This is a genomic window from Granulosicoccus antarcticus IMCC3135, assembly GCF_002215215.1.
Classification (GTDB): Bacteria; Pseudomonadota; Gammaproteobacteria; order Granulosicoccales; family Granulosicoccaceae; genus Granulosicoccus; species Granulosicoccus antarcticus.
In genome coordinates this window covers 342,028-368,089 of record NZ_CP018632.1, presented here as the reverse complement: position 1 = coordinate 368,089, position 26,062 = coordinate 342,028, and the positions used below count along the sequence as shown (strand labels likewise).

Annotated in this window: 27 protein-coding genes; 24 read left to right on the top strand and 3 right to left on the bottom strand. The window is 55.2% G+C overall.

The features are described 5' to 3' along the window. Positions 1 to 59 precede the first annotated feature (59 nt). Genes rph through hemW form a run of 3 tightly spaced genes read left to right on the top strand, consistent with a single transcriptional unit; the run spans position 60 to position 2,645 of the window. Positions 60 to 776 (top strand): ribonuclease PH, encoded by a 717-nt coding sequence (rph, locus tag IMCC3135_RS01710; protein WP_088916011.1) that lies wholly within the window; start codon positions 60 to 62, stop codon positions 774 to 776. A 40-nt stretch (positions 777 to 816) separates the two neighbouring features. Further along, positions 817 to 1,446 (top strand): RdgB/HAM1 family non-canonical purine NTP pyrophosphatase, encoded by a 630-nt coding sequence (rdgB, locus tag IMCC3135_RS01705; RefSeq protein ID WP_088916010.1) that lies wholly within the window; start codon positions 817 to 819, stop codon positions 1,444 to 1,446. Then, positions 1,443 to 2,645 (top strand): radical SAM family heme chaperone HemW, encoded by a 1,203-nt coding sequence (gene hemW / locus IMCC3135_RS01700; protein WP_088916009.1) that lies wholly within the window; start codon positions 1,443 to 1,445, stop codon positions 2,643 to 2,645. The genes rdgB and hemW overlap by 4 nt, the downstream gene beginning before the upstream one ends. Before the next feature lie 85 nt (positions 2,646 to 2,730). Here the strand turns inward: hemW and IMCC3135_RS01695 are convergent, their stop codons facing one another. Beyond that, positions 2,731 to 3,306 (bottom strand): DUF4124 domain-containing protein, encoded by a 576-nt coding sequence (locus tag IMCC3135_RS01695; protein ID WP_088916008.1) that lies wholly within the window; start codon positions 3,304 to 3,306, stop codon positions 2,731 to 2,733. A gap of 123 nt (positions 3,307 to 3,429) precedes the next feature. Between IMCC3135_RS01695 and rpmE the strand changes: the two genes are divergently transcribed. The 5 genes from rpmE (at position 3,430) to IMCC3135_RS01670 (ending at position 7,790) form a co-directional block, all read left to right on the top strand. Further along, entirely contained in the window at positions 3,430 to 3,633 is a 204-nt protein-coding gene (rpmE, locus tag IMCC3135_RS01690; RefSeq protein ID WP_088916007.1) for a 50S ribosomal protein L31, read from the top strand. 112 nt (positions 3,634 to 3,745) lie between these two features. Next, complete coding sequence (locus IMCC3135_RS01685) at positions 3,746 to 4,486, top strand: thermonuclease family protein (protein ID WP_205737862.1); 741 nt, start codon at positions 3,746 to 3,748, stop codon at positions 4,484 to 4,486. Continuing rightward, complete coding sequence (locus tag IMCC3135_RS01680) at positions 4,483 to 5,379, top strand: 5'-3' exonuclease (RefSeq protein WP_088916005.1); 897 nt, start codon at positions 4,483 to 4,485, stop codon at positions 5,377 to 5,379. Before IMCC3135_RS01685 ends, IMCC3135_RS01680 begins: the two co-directional genes overlap by 4 nt. Then, positions 5,376 to 5,960, top strand: coding sequence for a pseudouridine synthase (locus IMCC3135_RS01675; RefSeq protein WP_088916004.1), 585 nt, complete (start codon positions 5,376 to 5,378; stop codon positions 5,958 to 5,960). Before IMCC3135_RS01680 ends, IMCC3135_RS01675 begins: the two co-directional genes overlap by 4 nt. Before the next feature lie 78 nt (positions 5,961 to 6,038). Next, positions 6,039 to 7,790 (top strand): M12 family metallo-peptidase, encoded by a 1,752-nt coding sequence (locus tag IMCC3135_RS01670; RefSeq protein WP_088916003.1) that lies wholly within the window; start codon positions 6,039 to 6,041, stop codon positions 7,788 to 7,790. Positions 7,791 to 7,881: 91 nt separating this feature from the next. On the opposite strand, the gene IMCC3135_RS01665 is transcribed toward IMCC3135_RS01670, so the two are convergent. Next, entirely contained in the window at positions 7,882 to 8,859 is a 978-nt protein-coding gene (locus IMCC3135_RS01665; RefSeq protein WP_418251431.1) for a polyprenyl synthetase family protein, read from the bottom strand. Between the two features lie 134 nt (positions 8,860 to 8,993). Between IMCC3135_RS01665 and IMCC3135_RS01660 the strand changes: the two genes are divergently transcribed. From IMCC3135_RS01660 to proB, 7 genes are all read left to right on the top strand, one after another. After that, a complete protein-coding gene (locus IMCC3135_RS01660) occupies positions 8,994 to 10,019 on the top strand; it encodes an ABC transporter substrate-binding protein (protein WP_088916002.1) in 1,026 nt (341 codons plus the stop codon). A 28-nt stretch (positions 10,020 to 10,047) separates the two neighbouring features. Continuing rightward, entirely contained in the window at positions 10,048 to 10,809 is a 762-nt protein-coding gene (locus tag IMCC3135_RS01655) for an ABC transporter ATP-binding protein (RefSeq protein ID WP_088916001.1), read from the top strand. A gap of 2 nt (positions 10,810 to 10,811) precedes the next feature. After that, entirely contained in the window at positions 10,812 to 11,678 is an 867-nt protein-coding gene (locus IMCC3135_RS01650; RefSeq protein WP_088916000.1) for an ABC transporter permease, read from the top strand. 214 nt (positions 11,679 to 11,892) lie between these two features. Continuing rightward, entirely contained in the window at positions 11,893 to 12,207 is a 315-nt protein-coding gene (rplU, locus tag IMCC3135_RS01645) for a 50S ribosomal protein L21 (protein ID WP_088915999.1), read from the top strand. 42 nt (positions 12,208 to 12,249) lie between these two features. Continuing rightward, positions 12,250 to 12,519: a 50S ribosomal protein L27 gene (gene rpmA, locus IMCC3135_RS01640; RefSeq protein WP_088915998.1), complete on the top strand. Its 270-nt coding sequence runs from the start codon at positions 12,250 to 12,252 to the stop codon at positions 12,517 to 12,519. A gap of 85 nt (positions 12,520 to 12,604) precedes the next feature. Then, positions 12,605 to 13,774: an Obg family GTPase CgtA gene (gene cgtA, locus IMCC3135_RS01635; RefSeq protein WP_088915997.1), complete on the top strand. Its 1,170-nt coding sequence runs from the start codon at positions 12,605 to 12,607 to the stop codon at positions 13,772 to 13,774. After that, on the top strand, positions 13,767 to 14,888 hold the full coding sequence (proB, locus tag IMCC3135_RS01630) for a glutamate 5-kinase (protein WP_088915996.1): 1,122 nt from the start codon (positions 13,767 to 13,769) through the stop codon (positions 14,886 to 14,888). Before cgtA ends, proB begins: the two co-directional genes overlap by 8 nt. 68 nt (positions 14,889 to 14,956) lie before the next feature. Here proB and rpsT read toward each other — a convergent pair whose 3' ends face one another. Beyond that, a complete protein-coding gene (rpsT, locus tag IMCC3135_RS01625; RefSeq protein WP_088915995.1) occupies positions 14,957 to 15,220 on the bottom strand; it encodes a 30S ribosomal protein S20 in 264 nt (87 codons plus the stop codon). Between the two features lie 80 nt (positions 15,221 to 15,300). On the opposite strand from rpsT, the gene murJ reads away from it, so the two are divergent. The 9 genes from murJ (at position 15,301) to IMCC3135_RS01580 (ending at position 26,057) form a co-directional block, all read left to right on the top strand. Next, positions 15,301 to 16,854 carry a murein biosynthesis integral membrane protein MurJ gene (murJ, locus tag IMCC3135_RS01620; protein ID WP_088921628.1) on the top strand — a complete coding sequence of 518 codons (1,554 nt, stop codon included), beginning with the start codon at positions 15,301 to 15,303 and terminating at the stop codon, positions 16,852 to 16,854. Positions 16,855 to 16,885: 31 nt separating this feature from the next. Beyond that, entirely contained in the window at positions 16,886 to 17,863 is a 978-nt protein-coding gene (ribF, locus tag IMCC3135_RS01615; RefSeq protein ID WP_088915994.1) for a bifunctional riboflavin kinase/FAD synthetase, read from the top strand. After that, positions 17,860 to 20,694, top strand: coding sequence for an isoleucine--tRNA ligase (gene ileS / locus IMCC3135_RS01610; protein ID WP_088915993.1), 2,835 nt, complete (start codon positions 17,860 to 17,862; stop codon positions 20,692 to 20,694). Before ribF ends, ileS begins: the two co-directional genes overlap by 4 nt. A gap of 2 nt (positions 20,695 to 20,696) precedes the next feature. Continuing rightward, positions 20,697 to 21,203 (top strand): signal peptidase II, encoded by a 507-nt coding sequence (gene lspA, locus IMCC3135_RS01605; RefSeq protein WP_088915992.1) that lies wholly within the window; start codon positions 20,697 to 20,699, stop codon positions 21,201 to 21,203. A 3-nt stretch (positions 21,204 to 21,206) separates the two neighbouring features. Beyond that, positions 21,207 to 22,160 (top strand): 4-hydroxy-3-methylbut-2-enyl diphosphate reductase, encoded by a 954-nt coding sequence (gene ispH, locus IMCC3135_RS01600; RefSeq protein ID WP_088915991.1) that lies wholly within the window; start codon positions 21,207 to 21,209, stop codon positions 22,158 to 22,160. A 34-nt stretch (positions 22,161 to 22,194) separates the two neighbouring features. Then, complete coding sequence (locus IMCC3135_RS01595; RefSeq protein ID WP_088915990.1) at positions 22,195 to 23,436, top strand: ABC transporter substrate-binding protein; 1,242 nt, start codon at positions 22,195 to 22,197, stop codon at positions 23,434 to 23,436. Between the two features lie 18 nt (positions 23,437 to 23,454). Further along, complete coding sequence (locus IMCC3135_RS01590) at positions 23,455 to 24,483, top strand: carbohydrate ABC transporter permease (RefSeq protein WP_088915989.1); 1,029 nt, start codon at positions 23,455 to 23,457, stop codon at positions 24,481 to 24,483. A gap of 16 nt (positions 24,484 to 24,499) precedes the next feature. Continuing rightward, a complete protein-coding gene (locus IMCC3135_RS01585) occupies positions 24,500 to 25,381 on the top strand; it encodes a carbohydrate ABC transporter permease (protein WP_088915988.1) in 882 nt (293 codons plus the stop codon). 325 nt (positions 25,382 to 25,706) lie between these two features. Then, positions 25,707 to 26,057 carry a pentapeptide repeat-containing protein gene (locus IMCC3135_RS01580; protein ID WP_088915987.1) on the top strand — a complete coding sequence of 117 codons (351 nt, stop codon included), beginning with the start codon at positions 25,707 to 25,709 and terminating at the stop codon, positions 26,055 to 26,057. Positions 26,058 to 26,062: the final 5 nt, after the last annotated feature.

The following is a 26,062-nucleotide window of genomic DNA, read 5'->3' as shown; positions in this document are numbered from 1 at the left end:
CCGCTGCCCGCCGAGTGAGCAGGTATACTCTGCCGCCCAGAATCAATACAAGTCAGCCTATGCGCCCCAGCGGACGAGCCACCGACGAACTTCGCCAAATAACGCTTACTCGCAAGTTCACCAAACATGCAGCTGGCTCAGTGCTGATTGCGATGGGCGACACAAAAGTATTGTGTACTGCCAGTATCGACAATCGCACCCCGCCCTGGCTCAAAGGCACAGGCAGTGGTTGGGTAACCGCTGAATACGGCATGCTGCCCGGCGCGACACACAGCAGAGCGAAACGTGAATCTGCCATTGGCAAGCAATCGGGACGTACCCAGGAAATCCAGCGACTCATCGGCCGTTCGTTACGAGCTGCCATTGATCTGGACGCACTCGGTGAGCGCACCATCACGGTTGATTGCGATGTGTTGCAAGCAGACGGCGGCACCCGAACAGCGGCCATTACAGGTGCCTACGTGGCGCTTGTAGATGCCATGCAGGTTCTGCAAAAGCAGCGGAAGATCAAACGTAACCCGATACACGGTCAGGTTGCAGCTATTTCAGTGGGTATCGTGGCAGGTCAATCAGTACTGGACCTTGATTACGCTGAAGACTCCAGCGCTGAAACCGATATGAATGTTGTCATGAACGAAGCCGGCGGTTTCATCGAGATTCAAGGCACGGCGGAAGGCCATGCATTTCGTGATAATGAACTGCAGGAAATGCTGGCACTGGCTCGTCATGGCATCAGTCAGCTGGTTGAGGCGCAAAACGCCTGTCTGCAGGACTGATGATCGAAATAGTGCGCCTGGTTCCCTGAGAGAACGTCAAATGCAAAAGGTTGTCTTCGCAAGCTCCAACCCCGGCAAGATCCGGGAATTGAATGATCTTCTCTCGCCAGTCGGGATGGAAATCATTGCGCAGGACAGCCTGGGCATCAAGGCTGCCGAGGAAACGGCGCACACTTTCGTCGAAAATGCGTTGCTGAAGGCACGACATGCTTCAGCCGCATCCGGGCTGCCAGCAATAGCAGATGACTCGGGCCTGGAAGTAGACGCGCTGAACGGCGCTCCCGGGCTGTATTCTGCCCGCCATGCCGAACGGCACGATGCCGGCACTGGCGATGTTGCCAATTACGAACTGTTGCTGGCTCAGCTGAGCGACTTGCCCGACGATGCGCAACGCAGTGCCAGATTTCGCACAGTGGTCGTGTACCTGAAACATGAATTCGACCCCTCGCCCCTGATTGCCGAGGGCAGCTGGGAAGGGCACATCCTGCACGCCCCGCAAGGCGATAGCGGCTTTGGCTATGATCCGGTGTTCTGCAACCATGACACCCATACGGCAGCGGCGCTGCTGGACAAAGCAAGCAAGAACCGACTCAGTCACCGCGGCAAGGCAGTCGCACTGCTGGTCGATCGACTCAAGGCCATTCACGAGCAAGGAGCTGCGCCTCTGTGAGTCGTAACTTTCGGGAATTGCCACCGTTATCGCTGTATGTGCATATTCCCTGGTGTGTAAAAAAATGCCCGTATTGTGATTTCAACTCACACGAGCAGCGTGGCGACATCCCCGAACAGCACTATATCGATGCCCTGCTGAACGATTTGGCTGACGAACTGCCGCTCGTCTGGGGGCGCTCAATCAGTACGGTCTTCATTGGTGGCGGTACGCCCAGCCTGCTCAGCGCAGCCGCCGTAGAGCGGCTCATGAGTGGCATTCGTGCACTGACAGCACTTGCACCCACGGTCGAAATCACCATGGAAGCCAATCCCGGAACCTTTGAACAGCAACGCTTCAGAGATTATCGGGAATCAGGAATCAACCGTCTGTCCATCGGCATTCAAAGTTTCAACCCGCAGGCACTCAAGACTCTGGGCCGGGTGCATTCGGCGGATGAAGCATTGCGGGCTGTGGACATCGCCAAGCAGGCAGGCTTCGAAGAAATCAATCTGGATCTGATGTTCGGCTTGCCAGAACAATCCACAAGCGCCGCTCTGGCGGATCTTCGCACTGCCATCGATCTGGAAACAACGCACCTTTCCTGCTACGAGCTCACGCTGGAACCCAATACTCTGTTTGCCCGCTTCCCACCCAAGTTGCCTGATGATGAAGCGCGTGCCGACATGCAGAATGAAATTATCGACACACTGACGGGCGCCGGTTTCGAGCGCTATGAGATATCAGCCTATGCGCGCACCTCGCACCGCTCACAGCACAATGTTAACTACTGGCAGTTTGGTGACTATCTGGGCATTGGTGCTGGCGCTCACGGAAAAATCAGCTCAGCGGCCGATGGAACCATTGTGCGACGCTGGAAGCACAAGCACCCAGCCCGCTATCTGGAGGCAACTTGCGCCGCCGAACGACTCGGCAGTGAGGATATTATTTCTCTGGAAGAGACCGGTCTTGAATTCATGATGAATGCGCTGCGTCTGGTCGACGGCTTTCCTGTACCACTTTTCGAGCAGCATACCGGCACCTCACTGCTGCCGTGGCAGAGCACGATTGACAAAGCCATAGAGCGAGGCTTGCTGGAGCGCAGCGGCCTACAACTAAAGGCGACCCCCACCGGATTCAACTGGCTGAACGACACCCTTGAGATGTTCCTGCCCGGGGTTCGTCGTTATCCGGTCATACCGCTCAACCCCATTAGCTGAGCGCCAACAGCATGAGCCAGAAGCCTGCCCGAGAATAGTCTGATCTCCTGCGGGCACAAACCCTTGCATCAAACAGCGCGGGGGTTTACTTCTGTGCAGCCTGAATCATTCTCAGCAACTGCGCAGGATCAATGTCAGCACCCGTTGTTGAGCCTTCAGTGTCACCGCCTTGGTCATGACCGCGTGTCGACAGAACCTGACCTGCCACTCCCGGCATTTGCCCACTCGGCTCTCCTGTATCACCTGGTTCAACCCCACCGACCTGCCGAGTTGAAGCTACTGGCGCTCGCACAGGGGCCAGCACATTGACGTTTGGATCAACGCTGATGATCTTGGCAATGACGCCAGCCGGCTCGGCAGTACTGTAATGGGTCACACCGGCGGCATCCTTCCACATATAGACCTGGGTCAACCCCTCCTGGCCTTCAATGCCGCTCACTTGGGAGACACCTCGAGTCAGCACCCCTGTCACTTTCGAGGCATCGTTGCGAACACCTGAAAACAGACTCGCCACCTGGTCCGAAGCACGTCCGGCAATACCCTGCCATAGAGCTCCCGGATCACCGCCACGCAGGTAATGGCCATAACTCAACATACCTGCCAGCAAAACCAGCGGCACGCTCACCTTGAACAATAATTTAGCCAATATTCGCCAAAGCATGGGCAAAATCCATCAAATATTGCACTTTAGCGGCGATCTGAGCATCAGCTTGACCCCGAGCCTTGCAATTCAAAACCAACGGCCCTAGTATCCGGTTCCATTTTTTATAACCGGGAGGTTGCTATGAAACCGGAAATCCATCCCGAATACAAGCAAATCACAGTCACTTGCAGTTGCGGAAACACGTTTGAAACGGGTTCCACATCTGGACGCGATCTGGGTATCGAAGTGTGTTCGTCTTGCCATCCGTTCTACACGGGTAAGCAAAAAGTAATGGATACTGCAGGTCAGGTTGACAAGTTCCGTCGACGCTACGGCGCCAAGTAATCGGACGTCGGCTAATATCGGCGGCCCACAGACGGTGGTGCTCGCCGACAGAGTGCGAAAAAGGCATCCATTGAGATGCCTTTTTTGCGTAAGCTTGTTATTCATCTGTTCTTTGGCAGCGGCAGACAACCTGCCACAACTGACCTCTTGCCTTGAACAGGCACAGACAGAAAAGGTCACCATCGCCCGAGTCACTGACGGCGACACTGTTGTTCTTGACGACCAACGTCGTGTACGACTGATCGGACTCAACACACTCGAATTGAACTCACCGGACAAACAAGACCGGCTCATGGCTCAGCATGCCAAAGAGGCTCTGGAGAATTTTCTCGAGAACACTCAGGCGCTGATCATCTCAGGCAAGGATGCACACGACCGTTATGGCCGCCTGTTAGCTCACCTGAGACGTGCGGATGGGCAGGATGCTGCACAGACACTGATCGCCACAGGTATGGGACTGGCGGTAGCCGTAGGCCGCAACACCCGCTGCGCCGATACCTTGCACACGCTAGAGCTACAAGCTCGCGATGCAGGTCTGGGAATCTGGCAATCCCCTGGTAGCTGGCAGCTGAACAGCAGCCCGCTGACAGGCCGGGAACGCGGCTTTCATGTAGCCACCGGCCACGTGCAGGAAATTCAGGGCCACAAAGGCAAGACAAAACTGATTCTAGACAATGGCTTGCAAGTCAAACTTGGTTCCCTCTGGCCGAAAAGCGGCGAGCTTGCAGCATCAGAGCTGAGCAAGCTGATTGGCCAGGAAATTCAGGTTCGCGGCTGGCTTGGAACATCAGCAGGCAAGCAGAGCCTCACTCTTAATCATCCCAGCAACCTCGAACTGACCAATAACTCGTGATCCATCAAGCTCTCTTTCTGGTGGACTCCAGTATCTATGTTTTTCGCGGCTGGCAAGGGTTGCCGGCAGATACGCGTAATCGCTTCGGCGAGCCCGACAATGCTGTGCAGGGCTTTACCGAGACGCTCTGCCAGATTATCGAAAACCATCGCCCGACGATGATGCTGTGCGCCTTCGACGAATGTTTCAGAAAAGGCATTCGCAACCAGCTGTACCCCGCCTACAAGGCCGATCGCCCACCAGCACCTCAGGATCTGGTCCCCCAGTTTGCCCGATGCAAGCAGGTAGCACAGGCACTGGGCATCATGACGCAGGGCAGCGACCAGGTTGAAGCCGACGATATCATTGGTCACTTTGCCGGCATGGCCAGCCGCCAGGATCTGCCTGTGACCATCGTGACGGGGGATAAGGATCTTGCCCAGTTCATCACAGAAAATGACCTGTACTGGGATTACGGGCGTCGCGGCATCGCCACTTATGACGAAGTACACAAACGATTCAAGATCAGACCGGAACAGATCCCGGACTGGCTGGCACTCAGTGGCGACAAGAGCGACAACATTCCCGGCGTACCGGGCGTTGGCCCGACAACGGCAGCTCGCCTGCTCAACAAATGGAATGATCTGGAGAACTTGCTGGCAAACCTGGGAGAGGTTTCGATGATGCGCTTTCGAGGCGCTCCACGAGTCAGCAGGCTTTTGTATGAGCACAAATCCACAATCGCCCTGGCACGTTCATTAACGGGTCTGATCAACGATGATCGTCTGCCGCAGGATCTCACCACCTGCGAACGTCCACCCCGAGACGAAAGGCTACTGTTCAACGCTCTGGTGGATGCAGGACTGATGGACGATCTGGCTGAACGCACTGCCCGTCGCCTGGCTGACAAGTGAGCGAGGCAAGCGCGCAGCACCGCATTGTGCTGTTCAACAAGCCGTTTGGCGTTCTGTGCCAGTTCACCGATGCTGACAAACGCAAGACATTAGCCGATTACATTGAAGCTCCAGGCTTCTATGCTGCCGGACGACTGGACAGAGACAGCGAAGGCTTGTTGCTTCTGACTAACGATGGGGCCTTGCAGCAGCGCATCAGCCACCCACGATTCAAGCTGACCAAACAATACCTGGTGCAAGTGGATGGCCAGATTGACGCCAGAGCCATCGAGCAGTTGCGCAAAGGTGTGCAACTCAAGGATGGACCCGCGCGTGCGGTGCAAGTCAGCCAGGTGGATCCACCCGAGGTGTTGTGGCCGCGCGATCCGCCCATCCGGATTCGTCAGAACATACCGACTAGCTGGCTACAGATCAGCCTGCAGGAAGGCCGTAATCGGCAAGTGCGACGCATGACAGCCGCTGTGAACTTCCCCACCTTGCGCCTGATCCGCACACACATCGGGCCCTACGAAGTATGGCCACTCAAGAATGGCGAATGGCAGTTTTGTGAAACGCTCCCAGCACTGGGCTTCGTGAAGTAGTCAGCAATTGCGCCCATCTGAACAAACGTTCATATTTTCTGCGCATTCAAACCCGAACTGACTGATAGACTTCAGTCTATGCAAATCCCGCTATCAAATGCACGCGGAACCAGACAAGCGTGCCAGTGGGTATTACTGACATTCCTGTTTTGCGTGCTGCCAATCACATCAGCTCTTGCTGATCGGTCACTGCCGTTCAATTCGCCGGTCACAACCGTTTTTGATGAAGAACTTCAGCAACTCGACATTGCCAGTATCGACCAACAATGGCAACTCCAGCTAACCCCCAAGCAGCTGCTGAGCAATTCATCCATTTTGCAGGAAGCCCTGTACGACTTGCCGCAGTTCTTTGACGGCGTCATCATCAATGACGAACAGTCCTGGGCACGAATCTCGTACGAAGATATTGGCGAGGGTCATTTCGAAGGACACCTCTTCAGTGGCGGCAATCTGTATGAGCTGAAATACGATGACAGCATGGGCGGCCAGACCCTGTCGCAATTGTCCGGCAACACCATTATGGAAGAGATTCCAAGCAGCTCAACCCAGCTGAACGATCTTGATATCTCTGCGAATGCGAACGATGCAGACTCAGCAGGCACGCCGACGAACAAGCTCGAACCCGTAGCTGCCCGAGCGGTCAAAATTGGCATCGTGATTGACAGTAAATATAACGAATATCACAACCAGCGCGGACTTGCACAAGCTCTGGGCGTCATCAATGGCGTTGATGGGCTGTATCAGGACCAACTAGGCCTTGCAGTGGTTGTCGACAGCTTCCGGGTTTATGACGACCCTGATCAGGATCCCTTGCGGGATTTTCAAGGCAACGTGGATCAGGTTCTGGAAGAGTTTCGCGAGATTCGCATCGCCGACGAACAATTGCCTGCAGACCTGGCTCTGGTCCACCTGTTCAGTGGGCATGATGATCGAGAAAAAGTCATTGGTCTTGGATGGATCAATACCGCTTGTCGACTGGACGGGTATGACGTAAGCATGTCCACCCCTTTTCCCTATGGCATGCTGCTGTCTGCTCACGAGATTGCCCATAATCTCGGGGCAGAGCATGACGATGACGCTGTATGCCTCACTGACAGCGCCATTACCGGTAGCGAAATCATGTCGTCTGAGCTATCGGGCAGCACCCGGCCGGTATTTTCATCCTGCAGCATCGACAAGATGCAGCAGACCCTGTCGGCAGCATGCGTGACTGACAATATCGATGTGGGCATCAGCCTGGATGCTGAAGCCACCGATACACCTTATCGTTTGAATGTCTCCATTACTGCGCTCAATCAGGACGCAACACGATTTGTCTCTCAAGTCAGCAGCATTACCGACTTCCCCGCAGCTGCACAGCTATCCGCACCTTCAGCAGGCTGCACGATTCAGGGATCGCAACTGCACTGCCAGCACCAGGCCCTGGCCGCCAAAGGCTTTCAAAGCGTCTCTGTCTCTGCAGATTTTCCGATCGATGGCGATCCACAGGCACTGATCAGCACCGAGTTGTTTCCGGATGACTTCAGCGATACCGAGCTACAGAACAATCAGGCCACTGTACGATTTGATCTGGAACTATCCAGCTCAACACCGACCACCATGGCCGCAGCAGATGACCAAGGCCAATTACTGTCGACTGCCCAGTCTGGAGGCGGCGCGGGCGATAGCAGTGTCTCTGTCGGTAGTGCGGGGCCGATCACTCTGTCAGGTGGCGCTCTGTTCGCCCTGTTCACACTGATCAGAAGCCGCAGGAAAGTCGCCTTCGCGCAGAACTCCGAACATCCACTTGTTCGGTCCCGGACTCGGACTCGGACTCAGTCCCGCACGTAGCTCCAGAGCCTGAGCGCGGGATAACGAGCAGTACCTAACGGCCCAGCGGGCTCAGCCTCAGGCAGAGTACTACCGGTCCAGCGCTTCAGTCTCAGGAGGTGCGCTCTATCGAGTAGAGAGCAATCCGCTCCAGCGCCTGACGATAGGGTGATTCGGGCAGCAGTGCTAAAGCGGCAACGGCACTCTCGGCTGACTCGGCCGCACGTTTCATGGAATTATTCAGAGCATCAGTCTTCTTGATGATATCCAGCACTTCGGCCAGATGTCCCAATCCGCCTTCACGAATGGCTGTCGCCACCGTCGCTGCCTGTTCGGCTGTACCATCACGCATGGCGTATATCAGTGGCAACGTCGTCTTGCCTTCCGCCAGGTCATCTCCGATGTTCTTGCCCATCGTCTCGCTATCGCTCTGATAGTCCAGCACGTCATCGGCGATCTGGAAGGCGGTCCCCAGATGCATACCAAAACTTGCCAAAGCGGCTTGTCGATCGGTGCTTTCCCCGGCCAGCACGGCACCCAGCTCGGTAGCTGCCTGAAACAGACGTGCCGTTTTTGCTTCAATGACTTCGATGTACTGCGCCTCGGTGATACCCGGCTCCCGCACGTTCAGAAGCTGCATGACCTCGCCTTCGGCGATTCGGTTGGTTGTGGAAGCCAGAATGCTCATGACTTCGATATTGCCGACTTCCACCATCATTTCAAATGAGCGCGAATACAGAAAGTCCCCAACCAGGACGGCGGCTTCGTTCCCCCATACGGCATTGGCAGTGTCCTGACCCCGACGCAAATCGGAAGCATCCACCACATCGTCATGCAACAACGTGGCTGTATGTATGAATTCGATGATGGCAGCCACCGTGACCGGATGCGGCTCGGTGGCTGTATCAAGCCCACAGGCGCCGGCAGCGAGTAAGACCAGCTGCGGGCGCAGGCGCTTACCGCCACTTCCGATTATGTAGGTTGACAGCTGATTGATCAGCACCACCTCTGAGGCCAGGCGTCGACGGATAAGATCATCGACACGGTCCATGCCCGGCGCGATCAAGGCTCGACAATCTTCTATGGACAAAGTCATCAGTTGTGTAGCAGGAGAGTTCATGTTCTGAAAATGTGGTTCACGCTCTTGATACTGGCAAGTTCCCAGCGGGCAATCAACTATTGAGCGCTACAATAGGGTGTGACTTCCCCCTAAGGATACAGTGAATGAGCGCAATCAGCCGTCGAAGAGCACTTGGAATCATTGGCACCACTGCCGCAGCCAGCCTGTTCGGAATGCCAGCCATCGGCCAGGCACGAACAAAAATCAATGTAGGTGCTCTGCGATTCACCAGTCACGCTGCCAGTTTTGTCGCATTCGAGCGCGGTTATTTCGAAGAAGCCGGGTTCGATGTGGAGTTCAAATTTTTCCAGGCGGCCCAGCCAATGGCCGTGGCGATTGCCTCAGGTGATGCAGACTACGCGGTCACAGCCATTTCGGGTGGGCTGATTTCCCTCGCCGAAAAAGGTGCAATCAAGGTTATCGGAGGCGCACTGTCCGAGGAAAGCGGCATCTACGGCCAGCAGATCCTGGCCTCCAATGCAGCCTACGATGCAGGCCTGACCTCCCCTGCACAGCTTGACGGCCACAGTTTCGGCATCACTCAGGCGGGCTCCTCCTTTCATTACATGGGCTCAAAGATTGCGTCTGCAGAAAGCGCCAAGCTGAAGTTCAAGCCACTGCAAAAGACCGGCGCCATTATTGGTGCTATCAAGTCCGGCCAGATTGATGCCTGGACCATCGTGCCCCATATCGCCAAACCGCTGGCGGACGCAGGCGCGTGGAAGATCATAGGCTCGGTTGCTGACTACCTACCCGACTACCAGGTGACAACCCTATTCACTTCAGCCAGCAATGCTCGTGATAAAGCGGAGCAGAACAAAGCGTTTCTGGCAGCATTCGCCCGAGGAGCCGCTGACTTCAACGCGGCACTGGTCGACAAAACGGCTGGAACAGCAGCACATGACGACATGGTCAGATTGATTCACAAGTACGTTTACACCGACAAGGATTACGAGCAGGCGGCTCCCGGCATCATCAATGGCGCCATGCGCATCAATGAAGGTGCTGCGATGAACCTGGCCTCAATCAAAGACCAGCTTGACTGGTTCAAGTCCGAGGGTCTGGTGAAGGACAGTATCGACATTGATACCGTGGTCGATTCTTCCTACGTTCGCATCATCGGCCAATAGTCAGCTCTCAGGAAACCGTTCAGGCAGCATGCAACTGCAATTACAAGGCCTCAGCCATGCCTACGGCGAAACCACCGTTCTGCAGGACATCAACCTGCAGGTCAGTGCCGGCAAGATTCTGTGTATCGTCGGTCCGTCAGGATGTGGTAAATCGACACTACTGCGATTGATGGGTGGCCTTGAAAAACCGTCTACCGGCATTGTCACACTGCAGGGAACGCCGCCTCAAGGCTGCCTGAATCCACTGACCTATATCTTCCAGGACTTTGCATTGCTGCCCTGGCGCAATGTGGCCGACAACATCAGCCTGGTACTGGAAGATCACCACCTGAGTCGGGCAGAACACGAGCAGATCATCAACGACGTGCTGAGCCGGACTCGCATGAGTGATTTTCGCCATGCCTTGCCGCGCCAGCTGTCCGGAGGTATGAAACAGCGGGTCGCCATCGCCCGTGCCCTGGCTGTCAAACCGGCCGTTCTTTTGATGGACGAGCCGTTATCGGCTCTGGACAGTCAGACCCGTGAGCTGTTACTCGAAGATTTATTGCAGCTTTGGACAGCCGAGCCTTTCACCGGGGTCTATGTAACCCACAACCTGTCAGAGGCTGTCAGGCTGGGCCATGAAATTGTTGTGCTATCGCGCCATCCAGGACGAATTTTCGAGACAGTTTCGATGAGCACACCGCTAAGCGAACGCGATTTCAACAACGCTGAAATGGAACAGACCCGCCAGCATCTATGGCAAATGATGCGCGATGAAGCCGCCCAGGCCGATCGGGAACTGGTCTGAGAATGAGCAAGCAACCAGCCTCGACAACCACCAGCCTGACAACGGCACCGATTACCGGACAGGCAACCGACGTGAAAACCATCAATGGCATAGAAGTACCTTTCAGAGGCGCAGGCTTTGCACCGCGACCGATACGTGGCGTCGCCATCGCCCTCTTCATCGTGCTCATCCTGGTCGCTGAATGGGGCACCAGAACCGGCTATATCTCCAATCTGACGCTTCCACGGCCCTCTGATGTCTTTGCCACTTTCCAGCAATTGTGGAGTAGCGGACTACTGTGGCAACATCTGGCCCCCTCCCTGTCGCGTCTTGCTGTCGGCGCCGCTCTTGGCGTGAGTGTCGGTACGGCCACCGGCATCCTCATTGGCCTGTTCTCATTGATCCGTGCTGGCCTGGTGCCGCTGGTGGCCGCTCTCTTCCCCATTCCCAAGATTGCCCTGCTTCCGCTGTTTGTCATCTGGTTCGGTATTGATGAGACTTCCAAATACGCGTTGATAGCCTTTGGTACTTTCACACCGACGGTTGTTGCCACTTATGGCGCCGTCGATAACGTGGACCGGACACTGATCCGCATGGGTCAGAGTTTCGGGCTAAGCTGGTTTTCAATTGTCCGCAAGATTGTCATTCCCGGAGCCATGCCAGGCATTCTTTCCGGCTTGCGAGTCAGCCTCGCCATTGCCATCATTCTGTTGGTCGCGGCCGAAATGCTCGGTGCGGAGTACGGCATCGGTGCTTATATTCTGGAAGCCGGCTCTCTGTACGATCTGGAACGATTGTTTGCCGGAGTTGTCATCTTGTCGGTACTCGGTGTGTTGATCAGCACACTGATTGGCTGGATTGAAGGCAAAGTACTGCACTGGCGCGGTTGAAACAGACGAATCGTCTGCACAAACGGGCTGCAAATCCATCAGATTGGCGGTGAATACCGTTACGAGCATCAAGTTGCACACAATGTGCACCGCTAACGATTGACGATGAGTATTTATCACTGGTATAGTATCTGGCTGTTCGCGGTTACTTACCGCACATCAATGCGCAAAGTGCCCGATGCAAGTTTGGGCCTCAGTTTCAGGACCAGTTATCATGTACGCGGTAGTCAAAACCGGTGGCAAGCAGTACCAAGTAAGCGAAGGTGACCGTTTAAGGGTCGAAACCATCAAGGCGGAAGCCGGCAGCGACGTCACTCTTGACGAAGTGTTGATGGTCAACGATGGCGAAACTGTCAACGTTGGTGCGCCTTTGATCGCAAACGCATCCGTCAGCGCCAAGGTGCTTTCGCATGGCCGTGGCACAAAAGTCACAATCATCAAGTTCAAGCGCCGCAAGCATCATCGCAAGCAGGCCGGACATCGTCAGAATTACACTGAGCTACAAATTACCGGCATCAACGCTGGCTAGTTTTTCGGCCCAATCGTATAGAAATCAGTCAGGTAATCAGTCATGGCACATAAGAAAGCAGGCGGAAGTACTCGCAACGGTCGCGATTCAGAATCCAAACGCCTCGGCGTGAAGAAGTTTGGCGGCGAAATCGCAATTGCAGGCAACATCATTGTTCGCCAGCGCGGCACACGCTTCCACGCGGGCGTCAACACAGGTATCGGCAAGGATCACACGATCTTCGCCAAGACCGACGGTGTTGTCACCTTTAGTGTTCGCGGAGCCAACAACCGCAAGTTCATAGACATCATCCCTGCAGCCGTAGAAGGCTGAAGCCCTCGGTTACTTTTTATGTAACAAGCAGGACTACAGCAAAACCCGCCTAGTGCGGGTTTTTCTTTGCCCGAACAAGAATCTCATGAAATTCGTCGACGAAGCTCGAATCAATGTAATAGCCGGTGACGGCGGGAACGGCGCGCTTGGATTTCGCCGCGAGAAATACATTCCCAAAGGTGGCCCGGACGGTGGTGACGGAGGTGATGGCGGCAGTGTTTTTCTGCGAGCCACCGAAGGCCTGAACACACTGGCCGACTTCCAGCATCAGCGCACCTTCCTCGCAGAGCGCGGAGCAAACGGTCGCGGGCAAAATTGCTCAGGCGCCGGCGGCGAGGATTGCATTGTCGACGTACCCGTAGGCACCGTTGCAAGAGACCGTGCCAACGACCAGATAATCGCCGACATGCAGCAGCCAGGTCAGATGATCGAAGTGGCCAAAGGCGGCTGGCACGGCCTAGGCAACGCGCGTTTTAAAAGCTCCACCAACCGCGCACCTCGAAAAACAACTGACGGAACGACCGGCGAACGACGCGAGCTCATGCTCGAACTGAGCGTACTGGCCGATGTCGGCCTGCTGGGCATGCCCAACGCCGGCAAATCGACTCTGATTCGCCAGCTGTCCTCAGCACGCCCCAAAGTTGCTGACTATCCCTTTACAACGCTACACCCCAATCTGGGCGTGGTCAGCCTTGAACCTCATCGCAGCTTCGTGATGGCCGACATTCCAGGCCTCATTGAAGGTGCCGCCGAAGGCCACGGACTAGGCGTGCGATTCCTCAAGCACCTCAGCCGCACACGTCTTTTGCTGCATCTCATCGATGTCATGCCGATTGATCAGAGCGACCCTGTCGCAAGCGGCATCGCGATCGTTAACGAGCTGAAGAAACACAGCGAAGTCCTTTACAAAAAAGAGCGCTGGCTGGTACTGAACAAGACGGATCTGCTAGGCGGCGATGATGCTGATGAACACTGCGACGCCATCATCAAGGGACTGGGCTGGACTGGGCCGATCTATCGCGTCTCGGCGGTAACCGGCGCAGGCACACGCAGCCTGGCCTCCGACATCATGAAACGACTGGAACTGTTGCGCGAACAGGACGCGGAAGAGAAGGAGGCGGAATACGCCAGACTATCCAAACGCACCAACAAGATCGACATTGTTGGCCAGGTAGCCTCTGAACAGATTCCCGAGCAGACTCCTGACCAGGCCTCAGACAAGAACCCTGACGAGGTGCCGTCGGACGATGCGTGACCGTTTGCGCTCTGCCAGACGCTGGGTCGTCAAGGTAGGCAGCTCTCTCCTCACCGCCGATGGCAAGGGCCTTGACCATGCCATCATTGAACAATGGACCACCCAGATAGCTGCACTACTAGCCGACAATCGACAGGTTGTACTGGTATCAAGTGGCTCCATTGCCGAGGGCGTCGCCCGCCTCAAACTCCCCAAACGCCCCACACGCGTCCACGAGCTGCAAGCTGCAGCTGCCGTCGGACAAATGGGACTGATCCGCGCCTATGAAGCTGGCTTTGAACGCTATGACCAGCTAACGGCACAGATACTCCTGACACACGACGATCTTGCTGATCGACGACGCTATCTGAATGCCCGGGCCACCCTGTCCACACTGCTGACCCATGGCGTTCTGCCCATCGTGAACGAAAATGACACGGTCACGACCGACGAAATCAAACTGGGCGACAACGACACGCTAGGCGCCCAGGTTGCCAATCTGATTGATGCCGATGTGCTGGTATTACTAACCGACCAGAACGGCCTGTTTGACAAAGATCCTCGCTCAAACCCAGACGCCCAACTACTGGAACGCGCCAACGCCAGCGACCCGAACATACTTGCGCTCGCAGGACCTCCCGGCAGCAGCATCGGCAGCGGCGGCATGCGTACCAAGATACTGGCCGCCGAACGGGCAGCCCAGAACGGCACCACCACTGTCATTGCCAACGGGCGCGAACCCAATGTTCTGCTCAGGCTGCGCGATGGCGAACCCCTGGGAACCATGCTGACCAGCGACCAGAAACCTCTGGACGCGCGCAAGCGCTGGCTGGCAGATCATCTGCGGGCCAAAGGCACGGTGACACTGGATGAGGGAGCCTGCCGAGTATTGAAGGAGAAGGGCTCTAGCCTGCTTGCGGTAGGTGTGCGCGCATGCTCAGGCGAATTCTCTCGTGGAGAACTGGTTTCCTGCATCGACAAGGAAGGTCGTGAAGTTGCGAGAGGGCTGACCAACTACAGCGCAGCGGATACTCGCAAGATACTGGGACAGTCCAGCGATCAATTCGTACAACTGCTGGGCTACTCCGGCGAACCGGAACTGGTACACCGGGACAACATGATTGTCTTCCGGTGAGCAGTTTTTCGATGAACCGGGAAAATCCCGATTACATCAGACTCGGGGCCTTACGGCCCCGGCCGGCATTACGCCAGAGCACGAACCTGAGCGTTGAAACGGCTCTTGTATCGCGCTGCCTTGTTCTTGTGAATCAGGCCTTTTCGAGCCATGTGATCCAGAACCGGAACAGCTTCTTTATAAGCAGTTTCGGCTGCGCTTTTGTCACCGGCAGCAAGTGCCGAGAATACGCGCTTGACCATCGTACGCATCATCGAGCGTTGGCTCGCGTTACGTTGACGAGATTTTTCGGCTTGGCGAACGCGTTTACGTGCCTGTGCTGTGTTTGCCACAGAATACCCTCTAGCTTGAGATTACTGAATTCAGCCGTCCTTTATACCCTCAATGTCACTAAAAGTCAATGGCAAGCACGATGAAACCGGCAAATCTTGTCCGTTCTGGGACCATTGTCGGATTTATGACCTTGCTCTCGCGGGTATTGGGCTTTGTACGAGACCAGATACTGGCAATCGTTTTTGGTGCTGGCGCGACAACCGACGTTTTCCTGGTTGCCTTCAAGATACCCAACTTCCTGCGTCGACTGTTTGCCGAAGGCGCTTTTGCAACTGCCTTCGTACCCGTATTCACGGAGTACAAGGAGACACGCAGCAAAGCGGCGCTGGTCGATCTGGCAGCACACGTCTCGGGCACGCTCACCATCATTCTGCTGCTGGTGAGCACACTGGGCGTCATGCTCAGCCCGTTACTCATCATGTTGTTTGCACCAGGCTTCATCGATGAACCAGAGCGCTTCGATCTGGCCACTCGCATGCTGCGCATTACCTTCCCGTATCTGTTCTTCATCAGCCTGGTGGCTTATGCCGGCAGCATGCTCAATACTTTTGGCAAGTTCGCCGTACCCTCCTTCACGCCGGTTCTACTCAACATCTGCATGATCGCTGCGGCTCTGATTTTCAGCCCCTTCTTCAGCGACCCTATCGTGGCTCTGGCCTGGGGCGTATTTGCGGCAGGCGCTGTCCAACTGTTTCTGCAATTGCCATTCCTACGCCAGATTGGCTTGATGCCACGTCCGCGCTGGGGCTGGAAGCATCCTGGAGTACGCCGCATTCTCAAACTCATGGTGCCCGCTATTCTGGGCTCATCGGTGGCGCAGATAAACCTGCTACTGGACACCGTGATCGCCTCCTTTCTGACGGCAGGCAGCCTGAGCTGGCTCTATTACAGCGATCGTATGCTGGAATTTCCGCTCGGCATGCTGGGAGTCACTCTGGGCACCATCATCTTGCCCCGGCTCGCTCGGGAACACTCATTGAACTCACCTGACGATTTTCGGCGCACCCTGGACTGGGCCATTCGCCTGGTACTGATACTGGGCCTGCCTGCAGGCATCAGCCTGATGATCCTGGCAGAACCGATGCTGTTGACGCTGTTCGGCTATGGAGAGTTCAAAGCCAGCGACGCCACCATGGCCAGTTATAGTCTGATTGCCTACGGCGCCGGACTACCGGCATTCCTGTTGATCAAGATCTTCGCTCCGGCCTTCTACGCCCGTCAGAACACCCGCACCCCCGTCCGTATTGGCATCATCGCTCTGATTACCAATATGGTCTATAACCTTTTGTTTGTATTACCCATGATCTGGATGGACTTCATTGCCCCACATACGGGCCTGGCACTGGCAAGCTCACTCTCCGCCTGGCAACAGGCGATCATGCTGTATCGCAAGCTGGGCACAGACGATATCTACCAGATATCACCTGAGGTATGGGCATTCGCCCGCCGCAGTCTGGGTGCCGTTGTGGCGCTGACTGTTGTACTGTTGCTGTTTGCGAGCATCCAGTGGCAAAGTTTTGGAGCCCTTGGTAGGCTAAGTCTGTTGGCAGGGGTAATTGCCGGCGGGGCCCTCACCTATGCACTGGGATTGTTGCTCGCCGGAATACGTCCTCAACAACTGGCCAGCCCATGAGATCTTCTCTCCCTGTCAAGACGTTCGCCCCATGCAACTGATTCGTGGCCTCAATCGTTGGCCGGATAACACCGAGTCTGTCGTGACCATCGGCAATTTCGATGGCGTGCACCTTGGCCATCAATCCATGCTCGCCTCGCTGAGGAGCGCAGCAGATACTCATCAATTGCCTGCCACGGTCATCAGCTTTGAACCGTTACCGCAGGAATATTTCATGCCTCAATCGGCACCCTCTCGCCTGCAAGGCTTGCGTGACAGGGTTCGCAGTATTGAAGCCAGTGGTGTTGATCGGTTGGTATTGCTGGATTTTGACTCCCACTTTGCAGAACAGTCCGCCGAAGATTTCATCAGCGATGTGCTCATTGAACAACTACAGACGCGACATCTGATCATTGGCGACGACTTCTGTTTCGGCCATAAACGTCGTGGTAACTTCCAGATGCTGACGTCGGCAGCCAAAACCCATGGATTCACGCTCCAGCGGAGCCATACCTGCCTGCAGGACGAGCACCGCATTTCCAGTACGCGTGTGCGCGAGCATCTGAGCAAGGGAGAGCTGGCCGCGGCAACAAGCCTGCTGGGCCGCCCCTATCGCATCAGTGGGCGCGTGATACACGGAGAAAAAGTCGGGCGACAGCTGGGGTTTCCAACCGCTAATGTTGCCCTGGGAGTACTGCGACCGGCGTTACGTGGCGTATTTGCCGTCTGGGCCTGTGACCTGGAACGCGGAACGCGCCACGCAGCGGTTGCCAATCTGGGCGAACGCCCCACGGTTGGGGGACGCAAGCTACTTCTGGAAGTACACCTGCTGGATGCAGAGGCCGATCTGTACGGTCATCATCTGGCAGTAGATTTCATTGCCCAGTTACGTCATGAACAGCGATTTGCCTCTTTGGATGAATTAAAGATGCAGATCGCCCGCGATGCAGACGCTGCGCGCGAACTGATGAAAGACCAGATGACATACACTGACCCACTTTGTTCGACTGACGAAGCAAGACAAACGTGACCGATTACAAACAGACACTGAACCTGCCCAAGACAGATTTCCCAATGCGCGGAAATCTGGCCAACCGCGAGCCGCAGATGCTGGCTGGCTGGAACCAGATGGAGCTGTATCAGCACATTCGCGAGCAATCCGCGGGCCGGCCCAAGTTCATTCTGCATGACGGCCCTCCTTACGCCAATGGCGATATTCACATCGGCCATGTGGTGAACAAGGTCCTCAAGGACATGATTGTCAAATCTCGGCAGCTGGCAGGCTTTGACGCCCCTTACGTGCCTGGCTGGGATTGCCACGGACTGCCCATCGAGAACAAGGTAGAAGGACTGATCGGCAAACCGGGAGTCAAGGTCACCGAAGGCGAGTTCCGCGCCAAGTGCCGCGAATATGCCCACGAGCAGATCGCCAACCAGAGCACTGAATTTCAGCGCCTTGGCATCATTGGCGATTGGCAGGCACCTTACCTGACCATGAACTTCGACAACGAAGCCAATATCGTGCGCGCACTGGGCAAGATCATCGAAGCGGGTCATGTCTACAAGGGCACCAAACCGGTTTATTGGAGCTGGGGTGCTCATTCCGCCGTAGCCGAGGCTGAGATCGAGTACGAAAACAAGACTTCCACCGCTATAGATGTCCGTTTTGCACCACGCGACAAGGCCGCTGTCCTATCGCTGTTCAAGACTGAGGATGATGGCAGTGCCGTCAATATCGTTATCTGGACAACCACCCCCTGGACCATTCCAGGCAATCTGGCCATCACGCTGCATCCCGAGCTGCAATACGCACTGGTTGCCGTCAATGGCGAGCGACTGATCATGGCAGAAGCTCTGGTCGATGAAGTCATGACACGTTACGGCTTCAGCGATGCGACCATTGTGGGCACCGCCCTGGGCGCCGAGCTTGACGGTCAACTATTCAAACACCCTCTCTATGAGCGGGACAGTCTGTTGATCATGGGCGACTATGTCACCACCGATGCGGGCACCGGCGCAGTGCATACAGCACCTGATCACGGTGTCGACGATTTCTATGCCGCCAAGAGCCATGGCATTGGTCTGCTGGACTACGTCAACGATCACGGCCTCTTTCGTGAGCACGTCGAACTCTTCGCCGGTGAGCACGTCATGAAGGTAGACGCGCACATGATAGAAGAGCTGGAAAGCCGCGACCGCCTGATCAAGCACGAGAAATATCAGCACAGCTATCCCTATTGCTGGCGCACCAAGACTCCCATCATCTACCGCGCCACACCTCAGTGGTTCATCGGCATGGAGACTGAAGGACTGCGACAGGACACGCTGAGCGAGATCGACAAGGTTGAGTGGATTCCCGACTGGGGCCAGTCACGCATTCGCGGCATGATCGCCGGCCGTCCTGATTGGTGTATCTCGCGACAGCGCTACTGGGGTGTTCCCATCACCTTGTTCCTGAACAAGGAAACGGGCGAGCTGCATCCGGATACATCATCATTGCTGGAAAAGGTCGCCCTGCGTATTGCCGAGCAAGGCATTCAGGCCTGGTTCGATCTGGAACCTGTGGATCTGCTGGGCGATGATGCCGCACTGTATGACAAGGTTACGGATGTTCTGGATGTCTGGTTCGACTCAGGCACCTCCTGGATGCATGTACTCCAGCAAAACGAGCAACTGAGCTACCCCGCAGATCTCTACCTGGAAGGCTCAGATCAACATCGTGGCTGGTTTCATTCATCCATCCTGACCAGTGTTGCGATCAATCGCCAGGCGCCTTATCGCCAGGTACTGACACATGGATTCACTGTCGATCAACAGGGACGCAAGATGTCCAAGTCGCTCGGCAATATCATCGCGCCACAGAAACTGCTGAAAACCCTGGGTGCGGATATCGTCCGTCTGTGGGTCTGCTCGACTGATTATCGGGGCGAGATGACCGTCTCCAACGAGATACTCGATCGCACCTCCGACGCCTATCGACGTATTCGCAACACGGCCCGCTACCTGCTCAGCGCCATCAACGACTTTGATCCAAAGCTGCATACCGTTGCACCTGAGGACATGCTGGAGCTGGATCGCTGGGCAGTTGACTGTGCACTTCGTACCCAGAGCACGATCCAGGAAGCCTACGAGTCATACCAGTTCCATACGGTTTATCAGACCATTCATCATTTCTGCTCGATCGATATGTCCAGCTTCTACCTGGACATCATCAAGGATCGCCAGTACACCATGGCAACCGATAGCCGCGGCCGTCGTTCAGCCCAGACTGCGATGTATATGATCACGGATGCCCTGGTGCGCTGGATAGCGCCTGTTCTGAGCTTCACGGCCGATGAAATCTGGCAGCATCTGCGCCAGCATTCAGAGACTGACAAGGCATCACGGGCGCCAACCATCTTCACTGAGACCTATCTGGACACGCTCTACCCACTGGGTGATAGCACAGCAGTCAGCGCCGAAGACTGGCAGGCTCTGTCGCAGATTCGAGATACTGTTTCCAAATCACTCGAAACCCTGCGTAGTGCCGGTGAGATTGGCGGCGCATTGGAAGCCAGCGTGACGCTCTATGCCTCTGCAGAGCTGGTCCAGACACTGGACAAGCTGGGTGATGAGCTGCGCTTTGTCTTCATTACATCCACAGCCCAGGTTGCCCCACTGGAGCAGAAGCCAGAGAATCTGGAAATACAAGTCGCGAACGGCTCTGAATATGCCATCAGCACTGCCAAGGCCACTGGCGAGAAATGCGTGCGTTGCTGGCATGTGCGAGATGATGTCGGTTCTGACGCGGAACATCCGGAAGTCTGTTCACGCTGCATCAGCAATGTGCATGGTGCCGGCGAAAAGCGAGCCATTGCCTGACCATGTCCCATTTTTTACGCTTTGGCCTGGTTGCCATCATAGCCGTACTGGACCAGATCACCAAGATCTGGGCCGATTCGACGTTGGCGATGTACGAACAGATTCCTGTTACCGGGTTTTTCAACATTACCAAGGCTTACAACTACGGAGCTGCCTTCAGCTTTCTTGACAATGAAGGCGGCTGGCAGCGCTGGTTTTTCACAATTGTCAGCCTGGTTGTCAGCATTGTATTGTGTGTGTGGCTGTATCGCATGCAACGTGCCGAGCGCTGGCTGAGTCTTGCTATTTCACTAATCCTGGGAGGCGCTATCGGCAACCTGATCGATCGTGCCTGGCATGGGTATGTCGTGGATTTCATCCAGGTGTACTGGCAGACCAGCTATTTCCCCTCCTTCAATATCGCCGATGCCGCTATCAGCTGCGGCACGGTTTTGCTATTGGGTCTGACGCTATTCCAGAAAGATGGACCAGCGACTGAGTCTGCAGACACCGATAAACCGGCATCCTGAAATATGAAAATTCTACTCGCCAATCCTCGCGGCTTCTGCGCAGGTGTTGACAGAGCGATTGAAATCGTTGAACGCGCCATCGAAATACATGGCGCCCCCATCTACGTCCGTCATGAAGTAGTCCATAACAAGTACGTCGTCGACGGACTGCGCGACAAAGGCGCTGTCTTCGTCGAAGAACTGGACGAAGTGCCAGACGATGCCACTGTCATTTTCAGTGCGCATGGCGTCTCACACGAGGTCGAAAGCACCGCCCAAGGGCGTGGCCTGCAGGTGTTCGATGCAACCTGCCCATTGGTGACCAAGGTCCATCTGGAAGTTGTCAAGTACGCCAGACAAGGCAAAGAGGTGATCCTGATCGGCCATGCCGGACACCCCGAGGTTGAAGGCACCATGGGTCGCTATGACACCAAAAACGGTGGCCGCATCATTCTGGTGGAAAAACCAGCTGATGTAGCAACGCTGGAAATCAAGAATCCGGAAGATCTTGCCTTTGTATCCCAGACAACCCTGTCGGTGGACGACACTCAAGAGATCATCGATGTGCTGCGTCAGCGTTTTCCCAGTATTGCTGCACCAAATCGGGATGACATCTGCTACGCCACACAAAACCGCCAGGATGCGGTGAAAAAGTTGTGTGAAGAGGTCGACCTGTTATTGGTTGTGGGCGCCAGCAACAGCTCCAACTCCAACAGACTCGCAGAGCTGGGCGAGCGTGCTGGTGTGGAATCACGCCTGATTACGCGCGCCATCGATATTGACAGCGCCTGGCTGGTCGGCAAGCAAGCTGTCGGTGTTACCGCCGGTGCCTCTGCTCCCGAAATACTGGTCAATGAAGTGCTCGAACGACTGCGTCAAGAAGGTGGCCAGACAGCCATTGAATACGAAGGAATCAAGGAAACCATCACTTTCTCCATTCCCAAGCCCTTGCGACGTATTGACCGCCCAGCCTCCTGACTTCTGACCCCACCTCATAACCCTCTGAACCACCATGAAAGCAAAGTTGAACTTACTCGCCGTAACGGTGGCTCTGATGACGTCGATCGGTTTCGCGCAAGCTGACTGCGACATCAGCTCAGGCTCAGTCAGCCTGCTGTCGGACGATTTTACAGCCATGCATACGGTTGCCAATCGCGCTCAGGAATGCGCCAGCGACACCGTGGACGTCAGCAAGAACCAGACAGCTGAGCACAAGAACATTCAGGTGCCCGCTCTCAGCGCCAACCCCTCCACCTACACAGTGGCTCTGGTACCGAACAACTCTCTGCCGCCATTACTCAACGATGATCTGGTACGTCCTCTGGACGACCTGATTGTCCGATTCGGGCAGAAACTGCAGGACAACCAGCTGGTACGTATCGATGGCCAGGTGAAGGCAATAGCCTTCCTGGTCAATACTCAACATCTGTGGTTTCGCAAGGATCTGCTGGACAAGGCAGGCCTGCAGCCACCCACCACCTACGAAGAAATTCTGACAGCCGCCAAAGCACTGCGCGAGCAAGGCATCATGGAGTATCCGCTGGCGTTGAATCTGAAACCCGGCTGGGATCTGGGTACCGAATTTCTCAACATGTACGCAGGCTTTGGCGGTGAACTGTTCAAACCTGATTCGGCAGAGTCCAGCATCGAAGGCAACGCTGCGATCGAGACACTGAACATGCTCAAGGCACTCAGTGAATACATGAACCCGGACTTTGCTACCTTCAACACCAATGAAGTGGCTCGCCTGTGGGCGGCTGGGGAAGTAGCCATTTACAACGGCTGGAACTCGCGCACCAGCGCCGTCCTGGACCCGGAAGGCACATCGCTACCCATCGTTGCAGCCAACTCTGTGTTTGCGGCTGCACCGACCGTTAATGGGGGCGAGATGCCTGCCAGCTATCTGTGGTGGGTCGGCTTTACGATCGCCAAAAACACATCTGAAGAGGATGCTGAGGCATCCTTCATCGCCATGATGCACGCCATATCACCCGAACTGCTTGAAGAACACGCTGAAGAGGCGGTCTGGCTGATAGATGGCTACCAACCCACACCAGCGGCAGCGGGCGCGTTCGAGACTGTCAAAGCCGGTGCAGAGTCTTTTCCGATGCTGCCCTATTTAGGTCTTCTGCATACAGCGCTATCAGACAATCTGAGCGAATTTCTGCAAGGCAAGGAAAGCGCTGAACAGGCACTCGCAGATGCGACACAAGCCTATACAACGACTGCCAAAGAAGGTGGTTTTCTCAAATAAGAGCTTTTGCCTCTGATCATGAGACACCGGCAATTTCTGCTTTTCATACTGCCCTCGGCTCTGATCATGCTGCTGTTCATCGCCGTGCCGGTTCTCTCGGTAGCCTATCAGTCCTTGTTCGTTGAACATGAACAAGTCATGATTCCGGTGGAGAGCTGCGGCCCCTTTGGCTGCAAACAGGAAATGCATGTGGACACGCAGTCCATGGCCATTCTGGAGCAGGCCAAACCCATGGGCCAATACAATGGCCTGGGCACCTACACCAATGCCACGCACCTGGCTGTTGACGAGGTACAGTCCATCTGGCAAGAGCGCACGAGTCTGGGTGCGGCATTCAGCCAGATACTCAATTTGCCTTTCTACAAGGCCTTGAGCTTTACTCTGAGCTATACCCTCATCGTCACGCCATTGGTAATTCTGGCAGGCTTCATCATCGCCCTGGCGGTCAATACCCTGCCCGCTTTGCTCAAGGGACCGGTGATCTTCTTTTCACTGCTGCCCATGATCGTGACACCGTTAATCGGTGCCATGATCCTGTTCTGGATGATCGATTCCCGTGGCCTCATCGGCGCCAATCTGCAACTGCTGTTCAATGATCCGACCCTGTCGTTGAAAGCCTCGCCCGCATTGACCTGGCTGACCTTGATGATCTATGGGGTGTGGCATTCAACGCCTCTGAGTTTCATCATCTTCTACGCCGGCCTGCAAACCGTACCCAGGAACATTATCGAGTCAGCTCATGTCGATGGCACGAATCGCTGGCAGCGCATTCGCTATGTTGTCTTGCCCCATCTGGCCCCTGTCGCCATCTTCGTCGCCTTGATGCAGCTGATGGATAACTTTCGTGTGTTTGAACCCATTGTCGGTTTGAGTGCCCAGGCAAATGCCTCCTCTCTGAGCTACTTGATCTACAACGACTTGCGTAGCAATGACACACCGCTGTTTGGTTCGGCCGCAGCCACCTCAATGCTGACAATACTGGGCGTGATCGTACTGCTGATGCCAATGGTGCTACGCACCTGGCGCGGCTTTCACCACAAGAGCTGAAGCAGCGAATCGCATCATGATAATTGGCAGTCGCGCGTATTCACTATTTTTCAAGATCCTGGCGGCAGGCGTCGTACTGCTATGGATCATGCTCGCCGCACTCCCCTTTCTCTGGACACTCTGGGGCTCATTCAAGGTTGAAGCCGACTTTCTGTCACGTACCGACTGGATGAGTGCACTGCTGGGCCCGAATACAATTGAGCGCACCGGTGATGCCTTTACCTCTGAGGCTTACCAGGGCGCCTGGATTGAGCAAGGTTTCTGGAAAGCGGCTATCAACACGCTGATTGTTACTGTATCAGTAGTTGTATTATCACTATTGATTGGCACACTGGGCGCCTATGCGCTGGCACGCTCCGGATTTCGTTATGCCTTCTGGCTACTGATAGCGGCTCTGGTGTTCCGAGCCATGCCGCACGTGACATTGGTATCAGGCTATTTGCTGCCATTTTTCGAATTGAATATCTGGGGTTATCTACCCACCACCATTATCGTACTGGTGGCCATCAACCAACCATTTACACTCTGGATGCTACATTCTTTTTTTCTCACTATTCCCAGAGAAATTGATGACAGTGCCATGATTGATGGTTGCACCCAGTTTCAGGCATTCCGATATACCGTCCTGCCATTGATGTGGCCCGGCATCATAACAACAGGCCTCTTCAGCTTTCTACTGGCCTACAACGATTTCACAGTTACCTCCATTCTGCTCAGTCAGGAGAACCAGACAATCATTCCGAAGGTTGCCAGCTTTCTGGGCACCACCCAGTCCGAAGACAAGATCATGTACGCCGTGGCAGCAGCGGTCTCAGCTGTCTTGCCCTTGTTCATACTGATCGTGTTTTTCCAGCGTCAGCTTGTGAGTGGTTTGACGTCAGGGGCTGTCAAGGGTTGATGATGAACTCTGGCGATCCACGACAGGGGTGCCTAGCGGGTATGGATGCGAGCGGTTTGTGATCTTGACAGTTTCACTTAGGGGTCGTGAAATAATTAACTATACTTTTCGGTTGGTCCTGCGCCTGCCCGGCAAGGCGTGAGGAGGGCGAATAGCGGGCTATTCAACCGACAAACAACGCAGAAGGGCAGGATGCAGGGGCGACTGAAAAGTATAGTTTATTGTTTCACGACCCCTTAGAGGTCGTGAAATGGATAGTGTGTATTTCACGATCCATTAGACTGTTTGCTCATACCTCTCTTGTACTCGCAGGAAACAGAACGCCATGAGCAACGAATCAGACCCATTCAATGGCCCACAGTTACAAAGACAACACTACCAGCGCGCCAATATGGCCATGTCGAATTTTGATGGCGTGAATATGGCTGAATCGCATTTTTTTGCAGTGCTTAGTGATGCTACCTTCAACGATACCAACCTGGCCCGCGCCAAATTTGATGATGTGAATCTGGGTGCAGCAACGTTTCATAACATCAACCTGCAAGATGCCACTTTCGATAACATCAACTTTTCCAACGTGAAGATCAGCAACGCCAACCTGACCGATATGAGCATCAACGGGATACTGGTGAGTGATTTGCTGGCAGCCTACGAGAAGCTTGAGAATTCCGCTTGAATTTC

What these genes read in the sequence shown, in the direction of transcription:
- rph (WP_088916011.1), top strand. Translation starts at nt 60, where the DNA reads ATGCGCCCCAGCGGACGAGCCACCGACGAACTTCGCCAAATAACGCTT.
- rdgB (WP_088916010.1), top strand. Translation starts at nt 817, where the DNA reads ATGCAAAAGGTTGTCTTCGCAAGCTCCAACCCCGGCAAGATCCGGGAA.
- IMCC3135_RS01695 (WP_088916008.1), bottom strand. Translation starts at nt 3,306, where the DNA reads ATGCTTTGGCGAATATTGGCTAAATTATTGTTCAAGGTGAGCGTGCCG.
- rpmE (WP_088916007.1), top strand. Translation starts at nt 3,430, where the DNA reads ATGAAACCGGAAATCCATCCCGAATACAAGCAAATCACAGTCACTTGC.
- IMCC3135_RS01670 (WP_088916003.1), top strand. Translation starts at nt 6,039, where the DNA reads ATGCAAATCCCGCTATCAAATGCACGCGGAACCAGACAAGCGTGCCAG.
- IMCC3135_RS01660 (WP_088916002.1), top strand. Translation starts at nt 8,994, where the DNA reads ATGAGCGCAATCAGCCGTCGAAGAGCACTTGGAATCATTGGCACCACT.
- IMCC3135_RS01655 (WP_088916001.1), top strand. Translation starts at nt 10,048, where the DNA reads ATGCAACTGCAATTACAAGGCCTCAGCCATGCCTACGGCGAAACCACC.
- IMCC3135_RS01650 (WP_088916000.1), top strand. Translation starts at nt 10,812, where the DNA reads ATGAGCAAGCAACCAGCCTCGACAACCACCAGCCTGACAACGGCACCG.
- rplU (WP_088915999.1), top strand. Translation starts at nt 11,893, where the DNA reads ATGTACGCGGTAGTCAAAACCGGTGGCAAGCAGTACCAAGTAAGCGAA.
- rpmA (WP_088915998.1), top strand. Translation starts at nt 12,250, where the DNA reads ATGGCACATAAGAAAGCAGGCGGAAGTACTCGCAACGGTCGCGATTCA.
- cgtA (WP_088915997.1), top strand. Translation starts at nt 12,605, where the DNA reads ATGAAATTCGTCGACGAAGCTCGAATCAATGTAATAGCCGGTGACGGC.
- proB (WP_088915996.1), top strand. Translation starts at nt 13,767, where the DNA reads ATGCGTGACCGTTTGCGCTCTGCCAGACGCTGGGTCGTCAAGGTAGGC.
- murJ (WP_088921628.1), top strand. Translation starts at nt 15,301, where the DNA reads ATGAAACCGGCAAATCTTGTCCGTTCTGGGACCATTGTCGGATTTATG.
- ribF (WP_088915994.1), top strand. Translation starts at nt 16,886, where the DNA reads ATGCAACTGATTCGTGGCCTCAATCGTTGGCCGGATAACACCGAGTCT.
- lspA (WP_088915992.1), top strand. Translation starts at nt 20,697, where the DNA reads ATGTCCCATTTTTTACGCTTTGGCCTGGTTGCCATCATAGCCGTACTG.
- ispH (WP_088915991.1), top strand. Translation starts at nt 21,207, where the DNA reads ATGAAAATTCTACTCGCCAATCCTCGCGGCTTCTGCGCAGGTGTTGAC.
- IMCC3135_RS01595 (WP_088915990.1), top strand. Translation starts at nt 22,195, where the DNA reads ATGAAAGCAAAGTTGAACTTACTCGCCGTAACGGTGGCTCTGATGACG.
- IMCC3135_RS01590 (WP_088915989.1), top strand. Translation starts at nt 23,455, where the DNA reads ATGAGACACCGGCAATTTCTGCTTTTCATACTGCCCTCGGCTCTGATC.
- IMCC3135_RS01585 (WP_088915988.1), top strand. Translation starts at nt 24,500, where the DNA reads ATGATAATTGGCAGTCGCGCGTATTCACTATTTTTCAAGATCCTGGCG.
- IMCC3135_RS01580 (WP_088915987.1), top strand. Translation starts at nt 25,707, where the DNA reads ATGAGCAACGAATCAGACCCATTCAATGGCCCACAGTTACAAAGACAA.